This window comes from Acinetobacter sp. RW6 (assembly GCF_041956835.1).
In the GTDB taxonomy this organism is placed as follows: Bacteria; Pseudomonadota; Gammaproteobacteria; order Pseudomonadales; family Moraxellaceae; genus Acinetobacter; species Acinetobacter calcoaceticus.
The window spans coordinates 2,686,904-2,701,780 of sequence record NZ_CP167121.1 but is presented as its reverse complement, the minus strand read 5'-3'; the positions used below and the strand labels follow the sequence as shown (position 1 = coordinate 2,701,780).

The window sequence follows — 14,877 nt, the reverse complement described above, 5'->3', positions numbered from 1 at the left end:
CTAGCCATTCCCTCTGGAGTCATATTGTTTAAATTATTGAAAATAATAATAAATATTTAAAATAATTAAGGCGGTTTGCTAGCGCCGTATATTGAATTTCTGCTATCTAAAATTCCCCAAGATGAAAAATATTTAACGTCATACTTATTTATTAAACCTTAAACATGAATTTCACTCAGTTTTGAATGAGACTAAATCATTTTTATTCATGTTTCGATTGCGGTATAAATCTATTCATGCTCTGAAGCGCTCCAGTAATTCACTTTGATAAGACCATAAGGCACAAATCTGACAAGGCTGGAAAGTTTAAAAAGAGCTCGAAATATTTTTAGGTTTATCTCAGAAATTAGGGTACTGATCAAAATGAGTAAAGAATTTACATTTACGATTAAGAGTATTTGTTTCGATGAAAACTATCGTCCAGCAGACAATACGCGTATTACAACCAACTTTGCTAACTTGGCGAGAGGGATGAGCCGTCAAGAGAATCTGCGCAACACATTACAGATGATCGACAATCGTTTTAATGCTTTAGCTCATTGGGACAACCCTAAAGGCGATCGCTATGGCGTTGAGCTTGAAATCATTTCAGTTGAAATGAATGTTGATGCTGCAAGCCAAAACAGTGCACTTCCTTTAATTGAAATCTTGAAAACCAATATTGTTGATAAAAAAACCAATGAACGCATTGAAGGCATTGTAGGCAACAACTTCTCGTCTTATGTACGTGACTATGACTTTAGTGTGCTTTTGTTAGATCACAATAAAAATCAGTCTACTTTTAGCACTCCAGAGAAATTTGGCGAATTGCACGGTAATTTGTTTAAGAGCTTTATTAACTCTGAGACTTACAGAGCCAACTTTAAAAAAGCGCCAGTGATTTGCTTAAGTGTTTCAACCACTAAAGTGTACCACCGCACTGAAAATGAACATCCAGTTTTGGGTGTGGAATACAAGCAAGAAGACTATTCATTAACTGATGAATATTTCCAAAAAATGGGCTTAAAAGTTCGCTATTTCATGCCGAAAAACAGTGCTGCACCTTTGGCGTTCTATTTTACTGGTGATTTGCTGAGTGATTACACCAACCTTGAGTTGATCAGCACCATCAGCACCATGGAATCGTTCCAAAAGATTTACCGCCCTGAAATTTACAATGCAAATTCAGTTGCTGGAAAATCTTATCAGCCAAGTTTGAAGAATGAAGATTACTCACTTACTCGAATTGTGTATGACCGAGAAGAACGTAGCCGTTTGGCTATTGAGCAGGGGAAGTTTGTTGAAGAGCAATTTATCAAACCATACCAAGCGATTCTTGAGCAGTGGTCTGCTAATTACGCTCCTAATTAATCAACATATAGGTCATTGATCATGAAAAAATTATTACCAACTTCAACTGCTGGCAGCTTACCTAAACCGTCTTGGCTTGCAGAACCTGAAAAGCTTTGGTCACCTTGGAAACTTGAAAATGAAGGTCTGCTTGAAGGTAAAAAAGACGCGCTACGTTTAGCGTTGCACGAACAGCGCCTTGCTGGCATCGACATTGTGAGCGATGGTGAACAAACCCGCCAACACTTTGTGACCACGTTTATCGAACACTTAAATGGCGTAGATTTTGAGAAGCGTGAAACAGTCCGAATTCGTGACCGTTACGATGCAAGCGTGCCGTCTGTAGTAGGTGCGGTGTCTCGTCAAAAGCCTGTGTTTGTTGAAGATGCTAAATTTTTACGTCAGCAAACGGATCAACCAATTAAGTGGGCATTACCTGGCCCAATGACTATGATTGATACGCTTTACGATGGTCACTACAAGAGCCGTGAAAAACTTGCTTGGGAATTTGCAAAAATTTTGAACCAAGAAGCGCGTGAGTTAGAAGCTGCTGGTGTAGACATCATTCAGTTTGACGAACCTGCATTTAATGTCTTCTTTGACGAAGTAAATGATTGGGGCGTTGCAACTTTAGAGCGTGCAATTGAAGGCCTTAAGTGTGAAACTGCGGTTCACATTTGCTATGGTTACGGCATTAAAGCTAACACTGACTGGAAAAAGACATTAGGTTCGGAATGGCGCCAGTACGAAGAAGCTTTCCCGAAACTGCAAAAATCTAACATCGATATCATCTCGTTAGAATGTCACAATTCACATGTGCCTATTGATTTACTCGAACTCATTCGTGGTAAAAAAGTCATGGTCGGCGCAATTGATGTCGCATCTAACCAAATTGAAACACCAGAAGAAGTGGCTAACACACTTCGTAAAGCGCTTCAGTTTGTAGATGCTGACAAGCTTTACCCTTGCACAAACTGCGGTATGGCGCCTCTTTCACGTGAAGTGGCACGTGGCAAGTTAAATGCTTTAACGGCAGGTGCAGAAATCGTTCGCAGAGAACTTACTGGTTTTGATCTTACTGCTTAATATTTACCAATAAGTGGTATAAAGGGTTACTTTTTTGATGGCAGTTGATAATCAAACAAGTAACCCTCATTTTACTTACTACATGTAGTTCTAATCAGGACTCATGTCGATAAAGTACCTTCCTGATGGAGTTGGGCGGTATAGCAAACACTCAGGACAAGGTACGATTCAATTTAGGAATAATGTCATGGTTCAAGCAACAGACTTTAGAAATGCAATGTCTTTACTCACAAGTGCGGTTAGTGTTGTGACTACGGCAGGCATGTCTGGCCGTTTTGGATTCACTGCCTCTGCTGTTTGTAGTGTGACTGACACACCTCCGACGTTATTGGTATGTATGAACCAATCTGCAAGCTCACATGCACATTTCCTAGATAACAAAATCTTAACTGTGAATGTTTTAGGCGCGCACCACGAACATATTTCAAAAGCATTTTCATCTAAGCTCACACCAGAAGAACGCTTTAAACATGGCGAATGGATTGAGTTAGAAACAGGTTCACCTGTGTTGGACGATGCTTTGGTGAGTTTCGATTGCGAGATTGAACAAATTCAACAAGTGGGAACACACACTATTCTGATTTGTCCGATTGTTGCGATTAAACAAAGCCAGCATGACCAAAGTTTGGTTTATTTTAATCGTGCTTATCACCAAGTGGGGCAGACGGAAACTGTCTAAACCCACTTTGCGTCTTGTTTAGTCATATTAAAAGCTTAAATAAGAAATGAATAAGCATGGATCGCTTCACTCAATTTAAAAATACAATTAAATATAATATCTAAAGTAATAATTAAGTTAATCTAATGAAAAATAATAATAAATTTAAATACTTGTCATAAAAGCTACATTGACACATCTAAACTCTCAGATTATCCTTTGCCTGCTGGCCTACATTGCCAGCCGGCTATGACAGGCCGGAACCTAAGCACATTGAAAAAACTCGTTTTTTTTAATGTAGACTCGTTCGTCCCCCTTTTGTTGCGGTAGGACGGAAGGGGGACACCCTCGGGTGTGCTGATTCTTAGGTTCAGTCTGTCAACCCTCTTTCGTTCTGCCACCATTATTTGACAGTAATGCGGTAGGACTTCTTTTACCTAAGGAGTTCGCTCATGCGCAACATTTCTATTTTATTGGCAACCATTGCCAAGCCTTTTATTCCAATATCGTTTAGCTCATCTTTAAAACTGTTTAATTGAAAATACGTTTTAAAGCTTTAGCGCGTCACGACTAAAAACTTATATCAACAATAAAATTTGAGATGTGTTAAGCACCGTCTTACGGCTTTGCTGTGCCTTTTTTTCTCCCAAAAAGGGCACAGGCTTTTTATCTCATTTAGAAACAACAAGAATTTAAAAAGGTAAAACTATGCCAACTTTAGAAACGGCTTCAAAAAAATTAAAAGTTATTCATAGCGCAGTGGATCTATTTAACATCTATGGATTTCACAACACGGGCGTAGACCTGATTGCCAAAGAAACTAAAATTCCGAAAGCCACGCTTTATAACTACTTTCACTCCAAAGAAAAGCTCATAGAAACGTGTATAAGCTTTCAAAAAAGCCGACTGAAAGAAGAAGTTCTGGCAATTGTCTACTCACAGCGCTACTCAAAACCAAGCGATAAACTCAAAGAAATTGTCCGTTTACATGTCGATGTAAATAGCCTTTATCACCTTTTGTTTAAAGCCATTTTTGAAATAAAACAGCTTTATCCAACGGCTTACCGCATGGCTATTGAATATCGAAAATGGCTACTTCGAGAGCTTTTTGATCTGGTCTTTAGTTTAGAAACCAATGCATTTAATCCCGATGCCAACATGGTTTTAAACCTAATTGATGGCTTGATGCTACAGGTTTTAAGCTCTAACAGTTTGGTTGAACGGGATGTAGTGTTGGAGAGGTTTTGGGGGAGGAGATGATAATATTTTTAGAGGAATAATTAGAATGTCTTCAGTTTTTTATTATTCAAACTATATTAATTTTTTAAAAGTCACTATAGTGAATTTAGTAGTAAAAATAGCAAGATAGGGGCAATAATTATGACAAATTTACCTAGAGAAGGTGAAAGTCAGAGAATTGGTCGTTTAGCTAAAAAAGTTTTAGCTATCCATATGCCCCATAATTGGATAGATAAAGAGCAAGATGGTGATTCAGATTTTGGAATAGATTATCTAATACAACTAAAAAATAATACTGGCCATGTTGAGTTTAGTTTCTATTTACAACTTAAAGGCACTACAGCTCCTGCTTACAATTCAGCAAATACGTTAATATCATATGATTTTAAAACTAGTACATTAGAATATTATCATCGTCAGGAACCCTTAGTCATGGTAGCTGTCGTTGATATTTGTGATGAAAAAAAATTATATGAATGTCCGATCTATTATCTTTGGCTTGATGATAACTGGTTTGCTCAAAATCATGAGAAATTAGTAAATCAAAAAAGCATTTCAATAAATATCCCTAAAGCAAATATTTTAGATCAAGATTTAGATATCTATGATTTCTATGCAAGTAGATTTCAAGAGAAGTTAGCTTTTAATGAGCTTAAAAAGGGTATTAGTGAACATGAAAAACCAGTAGTCGAAACTTTAAGTCGAATTACACAAGTTATAGATGAAAAACCTATTTTCTTAAAGTCCATTGAGTTACAGGGTGAGGCACCTTGGATAGATAATCCCAAAGGGGAAGTATCTACAGATTTGAAAAATTGTTCTGATTTTTTAACAAACAATCGTGTTATAGATGCAAAAAAAATATTAGATAAGTTAGAAGAAAAAAAGGATAGTTTCACTAATCATGAGCTTGCCGAGTTCTATTATCAAAAAGCTGATATTTCCTCTTATGACGGTTTTTTTGATGAGGCAGAAAGCCTATATAAACTATCATATGCAAAGGAGCAGAAGGAACGTTATCAATTAGCATATCTACAATCTAAATTTAAACTTGATTCTATGCCATCGGAGGTGGAACTTGAAGAAATAGTGAATTCTTTAGATGATGGAAACTTTGCTAAATGTGTTATTAAAGCCAAGTCTCTTGCTTTACTTAAAAAACCATTAGAAGCCTTAAGTTTTTTAAAAAAGAAATATCCTAATGAGATAACTGCTCAAATGGGAATATGCACTATGGGGGAGCTATATCAAGAGCTAGATGAGATTATAGATAAAAATATTAACTTAGATTTTGATAATGAAAGAAAAAAATATGATTTTTATTCTTTAGCAGCACGAAGATATTTTCATAAGGCTTCACAGCAGATAGGAATATTTGGAGAAATTTTACCACTTGATGGGCTTGCAAATTATGATATTGAAGGGATGAAATTATCTTATGAACTATTAAAAAAGGCGTGGAGTTCTGCAAAAAAATTAGGTTATCCACGTGATGTAGTAATGCTTATGGATATCAGTCCTCTAGTGTATGGATATTTTAATAGATTAGATGAATTAACAGATTATTTTGATGTTTTATTGATTGAAAGGCCTTGTAATAAAGAAATAATAAGACCTTATATCCGTATACTATTTAATTTGCGAAATTATAAAAAGACTATAGAGTTACTAGATAAATTAGATAGTTTGGATGTGGATGAGTGTGGAATTAAAATTCTTTCTTACGCATATTTGGAGAAATATAAACAATCTTTAGATTTTATTGATAAATATGAAAATTTCTTAATCAACTCAAAAAAAGATAACATACCTGCAATTTTTTGTAATGGTATTGAAATTGCTGAGGCGATGTTTAAAAAAGAGTTAGTTGAAAAATATGAAAATATTGTTAAACAACTACCAGAAGGTGAGGCATTTCTTGCAATTCAAAAATTTGTAACGGCATCAAATAATGATAAAAGTCGACGTAATGAGTTTGCTCAAGATTTATATAAAACTTATTTAAAATTAGGAAAACCTATAGTTATAGCAGAACAACTATTACCATATTTAAATCCTCATGAATCCATATCTGCAAATCAAATAATTGAATTAGCTGAGCAAGTATTGAATATACGAGAACTTAGAAAAAATAGATATCTAGATTTAGCGCAAGCATTTTTTACAACAGGTCGATGGAAGGAAGCAGAAACATTAGCAGAGAAAAATATAATTAAAGGTGTTGCTATTTCTAAGTGGAAATTAGTAAAGGCTGCTGCACTAAAAAATCAAGGTAAGGTTGGGAATGCTTATAATATAATACGTGAAGCTATTCATGAAGATAATACAGAAGAATTAAATCAGGATTTTTATACTAACTTATGTTTTTCATTGGGATTTATAGATGAAGTCGTAGATATATTGGAAAATAATTTAGTTAGAAGCCAAGAACCGCATGAAAAAAAATATCTAATTAGAAGATTGATTGAGGTATATGCAAATAATCCAAATTATATCAATAAATTAAAAATAGCTATTTTAAAATATGGAGATTTAGTTGATCAAAATAGTGTTCAGGAAGAGGGTGACTATTTACAATTATGTATGCTACATCAGCCTTTTGAAAATGATGCACAACTTGAGAGTTACCAAGAAAGAAGTAATAGATATTTCGAGAACTTTCCTGATTCAACAATTTTAAGACGAGGCCATGTAGATGTTGAGAGTGGTGCTGAAGATTTTTTAGCCTCTTTAAAGAAATTAACTGGAGTCACTCCAGAACTAGAAGAAAAATGGGAAAGTAATAAGCAAAAATTGAGGAGTAGGGAACTGCCTGTACCATTTTTCATGCGTGGAAAGTTTTTGCAAAATACTCGAGATGTTTACACAACTTGGATGTTGTCAAAGTGTTGTAAGGAAGAAGAAACGGAATATCAAATAACTCATTCTCCTCAAATTGAAGCTAAAGTTTTTTTTAGACTTGTTGAAAGTTCTAATATTATTTTAATTGAAGAAACGTCTTTATTAATTTTGAATGATTTGAATGTGTTAGATATTTTTTTAAAGACCCTACCAAAATTTTCAATCTTAGATTCAGTTTTTAAGAGAATAAATTTAACTACTCATAACTATGTTTCTCCTAATAGTCAGATTTCCGGTGCTATTTTAAGATCAATTCAAAATAATATAGAAAAATTGCATTTGATTGACGATAGTGATAACAATTTTTTTAACTATGATTGTGTTTCGAAAAATGAAGATGGGGTGTTTTTAACTGATGATTTATATTTGAGTGTTTTAATGGAAAAACATAATTCGTATATTTCGTGTGCTAATGTTTTTAATGTTTTGAATTTTCTTTTTTATAAAAATATTTTGAATGAAGAAACATTTTTCGAAAAAATAGTTGATTTCTTTTCACTTGGGATTTTAGGTTTTAGTATGAAATTTGATTTATTGAGTAAATTAATTAACTATTATTTAGGGGGTGCTGAGATTTACAATTATGAAGATACGAGATTTGAAATAGTTTTTGATAAGCTTCTTGCAGAAAGAGAAAGCTTTAGCGATAAAATAAGTCTATTTATAAATATGTTTAACTCTGTAGATATAGCTAACTTATCAGTAGAAGTTTTGTTGAGTCTAATAGGTAAATTATTAGAGTCTAATCCTACATTAGATCCACAAGATATTCTAAATAATTGGCTTATATATTGTGGATTACAACGAAAAATAGAAATAGATGCTGATAGCTTAGTAAGTAAAGCTCATCAAGAATTATGGCTTAAATATAAAGAGGTTGCGGATTTTTTAAATGAAACTATGTATAAAAATGAGTTTTTATTAAAAGATGTTATCAAAAAAATGAATGATAAGATTAAGGGAGTAGCTTTTGAGAATTTAAAAGCTTCATTTTTAAAAGGCTCAAGAGAGTATCAATATTTAGAAAGCTTTGATGGGATTATTTGAAATAAAGTAGAGTCTTTAGACTCTACTTTATTAATACACTTAAAATTAAAGAGGTGAGGCCAATATTAAACTTTAATTTGAATTCGGTGAGCTAGTTCAGATGATCATCAATAAATATTGGTATATCCATAAATTTACTAATCATATCCTCTATCGTATTAATTGAGTTATATCCACCAGAAAAGTTCTGATTAAGACTCTTATTATTAAGAACACGTCCATCTTCAGTTTTAACTTTACCTATACCTGATTGAGTATGACCTATTTTTGTAAGAACAAAATCATTGAGCTTACTTTCAAATATCACACTATTTTCATTTGGCACTACACAAGTCAACTGCCAATCACCAAAACTATAGAAAATATTATCTAAATTAATATTTTTATTTAATACAAGTTCTCTAACTTGAGGATTAAGATCCCATTCGATATTGTTATGAACGGTTATATCTAGATTGTTTAAATGAGCAAGCTGGAACAGAGCATTTGCTGCACCATCAGAACAGTCCATACATGCAACATCAAAATCCAATGAACCAATTACTTGTCCAGCTTTTGTCTGTGGAGTGGGGAAACATAGAGCTTCGTTTAACTCATCTTGTAATGTTATAGAGAGATTATCCCACCCAAGATGATTTCCAATTACAGAGGACCAAAAACGACCAGATTTGCCAACTAAATAGATCGTACAATCTTTTTGATCTATTTTTCGGGTAACTTGTCTTTTAGTAGTTTTACCGATAATAGTACCTGTTGCTCCAAATTTGACAGTACTTTTGAGATTACCTCCTAGTAATTTTGCATCTGCTTTTTCTAAGGCAGACATCAATCCTTTTTGATATCTTTTAAGAAATTCAACAGGAGTATTATCAGGAATTTCTAAAGACACCAACATACCTACTGGTGTTCCACCAGAAGCTGCTATATCTGATAAGTTTATAATAGCTGTATAGCAACCCCATACTTCTGGTGTTGCCTTACCAAACCAATTGGCCATAGGTGTGGGGCAAGGATCAATTGACCAAAGCATGTTTCCATTAGCTTGAAAATGAGCGCAATCATCATTTACTTCATCTGTATGCGAAGTAACATCAGGAATAAATATTTCTTTCAATAATTGAATTTCACCCAAGTCTGAAACAGTTAATGATATTGCCATATTGCTGCTCCCATCTTATCTAAGCCAATTAGTGTCCATATATATTCCATTTCTGGAAACTCACTTAGCCCTAATGTAACTAAAAATAAACTAGCAAAATAGTTTTGTTCCGCTGAATATTTTGAATTATTTTTACTAACAAATTCTATTAAAACTCTTCCAGCCTCTTTGCGAATTTCGATTAAACATAGATAGACGCGTTTAATGGCATTCAATTGGTATTCATGAAGAAGGTTCTGTTCATCAATATCTTTAATTAATTCGTCATAACTTGGTAAAGTAAAACAGTTTTTACTTAAGAAAAATTCAAGTTTATCAACAATTTTTAAAGGTATATGAAATGGATCATTTCTTTGACGCTTCTTAGTGGCCAAGAGTAATTCGGAGAGCAACATATACCTTAATGTTATTTCAAGAAGAACAAAATCTTTAGCAGGATGACCATAATGGGTCCAGCCAAAATCAATTAATTCAGTTTGATCTGGCCTTTTAGCATTGAGCATGAGATTACGAGCATGTAAGTCACCATGGACTAGGCAGGGGATAAACTCGAAATTAAAATCACTTTGTATTTTTTGATAAGCTAAATAAATACGTTCAGCTATCTGAGCGAGTGGAAGATAGCTTGGACTTGAGGAAATAATGGATTGCATTTTTCCAATTGGTTGGTGTCTACGATTAATATAGTTGCTAAAATCATCTACAAAGTTATGAAGATTTATAGCTGTATTCTCATGTAAATTAATTTCTTGAAGTACTGATTTAATAGCTAAAGCACATAACTCAGAATCATTATCTTCATCCAAAAAGAATCCTCGGAATTCCTGATGGTTTTTTATTTTAGCTAAGGCATATACGATTAGGCCTAAATCTTTATCTCTATTTTCTGTGCACATTACTGTTGGACATAAAGATCCAAATTCTGCTATTTGAGCACAATCTTTTTCAAAATTTGTTTGGTAGATATCCTGAAATTTAGCTATAAAGCTTTTGGGTTGGCTAGTTGATTCTAAATAGATATCTAAATAAAAAACCTCACTTCCACTTTTTCCTGCACGTGCCACAGGATATAAATCTATTTTCTCAACTGGTGTTTGATACCTACTAAACTGAGTATCAATTAAGCTTTGTACTAAAGAGGTTCTAATATTAGCTTTTTCAGAATGTAATTCAGGATTACGGTCGAATCTAAATTCAAAATTAATAGAAGGCGTAGAGGAGGGATTAACTAAAGTATTCATACTAAGCCTACCTGCTTAAGAGTCGAAAGCATGTATTCTTCCCGATTAGCATTTCGCCAATCCCATTGACTATTATTAATTTGATTAGCAATAGCTTTTCTAAGGGTCTGGCTAGCCAATGCTTCTTCTAGCTGTGAATGATAGAAACCCTCTTTCATATTTCCAGCAAAAATATATGGTTTATCAACAGGTATATTTTTTAATAAAGATTCAAGATTTTTTATAGGATCTTTATTCTGAAAATTATAGAGTTTGCAAGCAGCAATTTTGCTAGTTGATGGTAAAACATGGAGATGTGCATGGTAAATACCACAACTGCCATCACTAGGCCCTAATGCTCCATGCTCGAAAATCAGGCTATCATTTAATTCAAATCCTAATATTAAATGTACTTCTCTAAGAATAAGAGATAACTCTTGATTGAAATTGCTTAGTCTTTTCTGTGTTTGTGCTAACGTGCAATCATGACTCTTGGGTACGATAAGGAAATGTCCACAAACTAGTTGCCCAATGCAGGGGAATGCAGCCAGTGATTCTGTTTCGAAAATAACTCTACTTTTAATTTCTGGATATCGTTCGGCGAAATTTGTGTCACGACTACCATTTAGTTCCCTACAAAACACACAATCATTAACCATGTAATACCTCTTATATAAATTTATAAGTATGAATTTATTAAGTCTTAATATATCAAAAAATAAACACTTTCTTAAAGCTATTTTATAGTCTAAAAAAGAATTTAATTTATATATAAAATGCGGCTTAGAATTAACTCTTAAAACAAATAGAAAAAAGCTGCAATTGGCAACTCTTTTACAGTACATGTGTTGAAATAATATATGCTTAAGCTTGTCAGGTATAACGCACCACTAGTTTAGTAGTTAGTTATTGGTGTTTCAGAAATTTGTTAGAGAATTTAAAATTCATAACAAGGTTAGCATCTGTGCAAAGCTAAAAGGTCTTCCGCAATTTTTATAAAGAACTCCCATACTCCATATACCCATCTTCAATTGCAGGAATAATCTCTACAAACTCAAAGTAGGGAACTGTACAAAACTCAGAGTCTCGAATCGCATCAATCACAAAATAATAATCTTGCAAAGATGCCGTCTCAAACACAGCAATATCACTCGCTTTAGTGCTAAACGCTTCAACGTCATACCAACGAACTTTTACAGTTGGGTACTTCTCAAAAATAGGTTCAAGCTTTTGTGTACTAAACTCAGCTCGCTTTTCACGGGCTAAAGCCAACCAAGCAGGCAATGCTCTTAAATGAATAAAAAAAGTATAGGTTCTAGACATAACCACTCCATAACTGGGCCGAGTTGTAGTTCAACTGAAAAGACTGCATTTACTTGTCATATCAATATGACTCAGTCAGTATATGAGTGATTGCTCACATTACATACTCGCATTTCGGCCCATGTCAGAAACACTTCCAGACCCACGCAAACGCCCGCGTCAAGCCCGCTCAGTTGCTACATTTGAAGCTATTTTAGAGGCGGCTGCTCGCATTTTAGAGTCATTAGGCTTTGCTGGATTTAACACAAATGCCGTGGCTGAACTTGCTGGTGTAAGTATTGGTAGCCTATATCAATACTTTCCATCTAAAGATGCCCTAATTGTCGAATTAATTCGGCGTGAGCGGGTTGATTTTTCAAATCGTATTGTTGAAGCCATACAGCAAACTGACGCCACAGATTTAAAAGAAAAACTAAAACTCATCATACAAGCTGCTGTGCAACATCAATTGAGCCGTCCACAATTAGCGCGAACACTAGAGTTTGCTTCTGAACTCATTGGAAAAGATATTGAGGAAAGTGAACTTCAACACGAGCTTGAAACTATAATTTCTGATCTGTTTATTCGTTCTGGCATTTCACATGCACAGACAGCCGCACAAGATGTGATTGCTTTAAGTAAAGGGATGATCAACGCGGCAGGCATAGCAGGGGAAAGTGATTTAAATCATTTACAACAGCGCGTTGAAAAGGCTGTATTTGGTTATTTGGATTTGACTTAAAGATTAGAATAAAAGCTAATTTTTATTACAACAGATATTCTTGTAGTTCTTTTTCAATCGTCTCACTAATCAATGTTGAATAGTCACTATTCTTAGTATCTAAATGACGCATTAACCACACATCTTGTTTTAAAGTTTGCTCAGGTAGTATTGGCACTAAACCCGAAGCCTTTGCAACAAAACAAGGCAGGGCTGTAACTCCTTGTCTTTCAATGACTGCTCGTAGTTGCGAGTGCATGTTATCAAAAGACAAAGCAGGGGCTGCATCTTGGATGAGTTCACGCATCCATTGGGCTAAGAACGTATATTGAAGGCTTCTGTCCCAACCGATTATACGATGATTCAGTAAATCATTAGCCGTTTCAGCATGCTCTGTGAAACTGGCGAGATAATCCTTACTACCATAAAGTCCGTACTCCAGTTGGCCAAGTCGCCGAATAATGTAACGCCCACTTTCAGGTCGAACAAGTCGAAGAATAATGTCAGCTTCCCGTCGAGAAAAATCAACAGGAACGACACTCGTTGAGATTTCTAATTGTAAATCTGGATGCTTTAGTTGTAATGCCGTTAGCTTTGACTGAAGCAACTGTTGCCCAATTAACTCAGGTAAAGCAATGCGGAACAATGATTGCTGTCCTTGATCGTTGTAGCGTTCCATCGCTATTAAATGCTCTTCTGCTTTTTCAGCCAAAGAAAAAAAATGTTTTCCAACGTGGGTGAGTGTATAGCCATCACTATCTCGAGAAAAAAGAATCGCATTGAGACTTTTCTCCAGTTCAGCGGCTCTGCGATGTACGGTAGAAACACTAATACCAAGCAATTTTGCACTGCGGCTCAACCCGCCAGTTCGCCCTATAGCTAACAAAATTTTAGTATCGTCCCAGTTCATACCTTTCCATATTTAAAAAATGCGTTTGCAATAAAAACTATAGTATCCCTGATGTTTAGATTTATACAATTCAAACAACCACTACAGTGACTCAAAAACTCATGATATGAGGCGACTATAAACCTTTTAGAGCTGTGATATGTGTCGCTGCAATTAAATAAGATTTTCTGGTTATGGCGGGAGCTATTTCTGAGATCACAATGTTAATAACAAAGGAGTTGCGCCATGACTAATATTTATGTGGTTGATGCATTTACCACCCAACCAAATACAGGAAATCGAGCGGGGGTTGTTCTAGATGCGGACCATCTTACAACTCAAGAGATGCAAGATATTGCTGCATTCGCAGGGTATTCAGAAACAGCCTTTGTTTTGTCAGCTAAAGATCAAAGCCATGACATACATGTTCGATATTTTACGCCTACAAATGAAGTCCCGATCTGTGGACATGCGACGATTGCTACTCATTTTTTACGTGCAACTACAGGCCACCAATCAGACTATCCATTAATCGCAAAAACGGGGGCAGGTCATTTACCCGTTTCAATATTTGGAAGTCCTGAAGAATTATTGGTGAAAATGACTCAAGGTCGCGTAGAGTTTTTACCACCTTTTAGTGTGAGTCAACGGAGTGAACTTGCAAGCGCACTGGGTGTGATTGAAAGTGATTTTGCTGACTTACCAATACAAGTGGTTACGACGGGGCATTCCAAGGTGATGGTGCCAATGCTGAGCAGAAGTAAGCTTGATGGATTAATTCCGAACAATGAAAAATTGAAAGCTATTAGCGCTGAAATAGGTTGCAATGGTTTTTTCCCATTTGTCTTGGAAGGTAGTAAGCAAGAACCTATTACATATGGTCGAATGTTCGCACCTGCAATCGGTATTAATGAAGATCCTGTAACGGGTAATGCAAATGGTCCAGCGGGAGCATACCTTGTTCATCACGATTTAATCGAATGTGACCAGAAAGTTAGCTATTGGGGGTATCAAGGCCTCGCAATACAAAAACCGGGGCGGGTTTTAGTGACAGTTGAGAAAACAGATTCAATATTACATGTCAGCATTGCAGGACAAGCGGTTTTAGTTGGCTCAGTTTTGTACTCGGGAAAAGATTGATTATATTTAAGAAGTTATGACATCTTGCTAGTTTAAAAGAAGTTCTTTTCTTTACAGCAGCGAGTTGAAAAAGCTGTATTGGGTTATTGGGATCTCACATAAAGATCATATATTTTTATAAAGTTGTAAATGTAAAAAGGGCTTCTATTGGCAATTTTTTTAAAGCACATGTGTTGTGCCCTAAAA

General features: G+C 35.0%; 12 protein-coding genes. 7 read left to right on the top strand and 5 right to left on the bottom strand.

Annotated elements, in window-relative coordinates; all coding sequences use genetic code 11:
- Positions 1–363: 363 nt before the first annotated feature.
- The 5 genes from ACB088_RS12760 to ACB088_RS12740 all read left to right on the top strand — a co-directional run bounded on the left by ACB088_RS12760 (position 364) and on the right by ACB088_RS12740 (position 8,260).
- The gene (locus tag ACB088_RS12760; protein WP_375037144.1) at positions 364–1,350 is read left to right on the top strand and encodes a DUF1852 domain-containing protein; all 987 of its coding nucleotides are present in this window, start codon (positions 364–366) and stop codon (positions 1,348–1,350) included.
- A gap of 21 nt (positions 1,351–1,371) precedes the next feature.
- On the top strand, positions 1,372–2,415 hold the full coding sequence (locus tag ACB088_RS12755; RefSeq protein ID WP_004703605.1) for a methionine synthase: 1,044 nt from the start codon (positions 1,372–1,374) through the stop codon (positions 2,413–2,415).
- Between the two features lie 187 nt (positions 2,416–2,602).
- Complete coding sequence (locus ACB088_RS12750) at positions 2,603–3,094, top strand: flavin reductase (RefSeq protein ID WP_092710192.1); 492 nt, start codon at positions 2,603–2,605, stop codon at positions 3,092–3,094.
- Positions 3,095–3,781: 687 nt separating this feature from the next.
- On the top strand, positions 3,782–4,333 hold the full coding sequence (locus ACB088_RS12745) for a TetR/AcrR family transcriptional regulator (RefSeq protein ID WP_375037143.1): 552 nt from the start codon (positions 3,782–3,784) through the stop codon (positions 4,331–4,333).
- 120 nt (positions 4,334–4,453) lie between these two features.
- Positions 4,454–8,260, top strand: coding sequence for a DUF4365 domain-containing protein (locus ACB088_RS12740; protein ID WP_375037142.1), 3,807 nt, complete (start codon positions 4,454–4,456; stop codon positions 8,258–8,260).
- Between the two features lie 91 nt (positions 8,261–8,351).
- On the opposite strand, the gene ACB088_RS12735 is transcribed toward ACB088_RS12740, so the two are convergent.
- The 4 genes from ACB088_RS12735 to ACB088_RS12720 form a co-directional block, all read right to left on the bottom strand.
- The gene (locus ACB088_RS12735; RefSeq protein ID WP_375037141.1) at positions 8,352–9,419 is read right to left on the bottom strand and encodes a thiamine-monophosphate kinase; all 1,068 of its coding nucleotides are present in this window, start codon (positions 9,417–9,419) and stop codon (positions 8,352–8,354) included.
- Positions 9,404–10,660, bottom strand: coding sequence for a phosphotransferase (locus ACB088_RS12730; RefSeq protein WP_375037140.1), 1,257 nt, complete (start codon positions 10,658–10,660; stop codon positions 9,404–9,406). The genes ACB088_RS12735 and ACB088_RS12730 overlap by 16 nt, the downstream gene beginning before the upstream one ends.
- Complete coding sequence (locus ACB088_RS12725; protein WP_375037139.1) at positions 10,657–11,298, bottom strand: HIT family protein; 642 nt, start codon at positions 11,296–11,298, stop codon at positions 10,657–10,659. Before ACB088_RS12725 ends, ACB088_RS12730 begins: the two co-directional genes overlap by 4 nt.
- Before the next feature lie 334 nt (positions 11,299–11,632).
- Positions 11,633–11,962, bottom strand: coding sequence for a darcynin family protein (locus ACB088_RS12720; protein WP_375037138.1), 330 nt, complete (start codon positions 11,960–11,962; stop codon positions 11,633–11,635).
- A 121-nt stretch (positions 11,963–12,083) separates the two neighbouring features.
- Here ACB088_RS12720 and ACB088_RS12715 point away from each other — a divergent pair, with 121 nt between their 5' ends.
- On the top strand, positions 12,084–12,683 hold the full coding sequence (locus ACB088_RS12715; RefSeq protein ID WP_375037137.1) for a TetR/AcrR family transcriptional regulator: 600 nt from the start codon (positions 12,084–12,086) through the stop codon (positions 12,681–12,683).
- Positions 12,684–12,708: 25 nt separating this feature from the next.
- Here the strand turns inward: ACB088_RS12715 and ACB088_RS12710 are convergent, their stop codons facing one another.
- On the bottom strand, positions 12,709–13,572 hold the full coding sequence (locus tag ACB088_RS12710) for a LysR family transcriptional regulator (RefSeq protein WP_375037136.1): 864 nt from the start codon (positions 13,570–13,572) through the stop codon (positions 12,709–12,711).
- 225 nt (positions 13,573–13,797) lie between these two features.
- On the opposite strand from ACB088_RS12710, the gene ACB088_RS12705 reads away from it, so the two are divergent.
- Positions 13,798–14,691: a PhzF family isomerase gene (locus ACB088_RS12705; protein ID WP_375037135.1), complete on the top strand. Its 894-nt coding sequence runs from the start codon at positions 13,798–13,800 to the stop codon at positions 14,689–14,691.
- The last annotated feature ends 186 nt before the right edge of the window (positions 14,692–14,877 follow it).

Coding starts and splice junctions, on each gene's coding strand:
- ACB088_RS12745 (WP_375037143.1), top strand. CDS start 3,782: ATGCCAACTTTAGAAACGGCTTCAAAAAAATTAAAAGTTATTCATAGC.
- ACB088_RS12710 (WP_375037136.1), bottom strand. CDS start 13,572: ATGAACTGGGACGATACTAAAATTTTGTTAGCTATAGGGCGAACTGGC.
- ACB088_RS12740 (WP_375037142.1), top strand. CDS start 4,454: ATGACAAATTTACCTAGAGAAGGTGAAAGTCAGAGAATTGGTCGTTTA.
- ACB088_RS12760 (WP_375037144.1), top strand. CDS start 364: ATGAGTAAAGAATTTACATTTACGATTAAGAGTATTTGTTTCGATGAA.
- ACB088_RS12730 (WP_375037140.1), bottom strand. CDS start 10,660: ATGAATACTTTAGTTAATCCCTCCTCTACGCCTTCTATTAATTTTGAA.
- ACB088_RS12725 (WP_375037139.1), bottom strand. CDS start 11,298: ATGGTTAATGATTGTGTGTTTTGTAGGGAACTAAATGGTAGTCGTGAC.
- ACB088_RS12750 (WP_092710192.1), top strand. CDS start 2,603: ATGGTTCAAGCAACAGACTTTAGAAATGCAATGTCTTTACTCACAAGT.
- ACB088_RS12735 (WP_375037141.1), bottom strand. CDS start 9,419: ATGGCAATATCATTAACTGTTTCAGACTTGGGTGAAATTCAATTATTG.
- ACB088_RS12755 (WP_004703605.1), top strand. CDS start 1,372: ATGAAAAAATTATTACCAACTTCAACTGCTGGCAGCTTACCTAAACCG.
- ACB088_RS12705 (WP_375037135.1), top strand. CDS start 13,798: ATGACTAATATTTATGTGGTTGATGCATTTACCACCCAACCAAATACA.
- ACB088_RS12715 (WP_375037137.1), top strand. CDS start 12,084: ATGTCAGAAACACTTCCAGACCCACGCAAACGCCCGCGTCAAGCCCGC.
- ACB088_RS12720 (WP_375037138.1), bottom strand. CDS start 11,962: ATGTCTAGAACCTATACTTTTTTTATTCATTTAAGAGCATTGCCTGCT.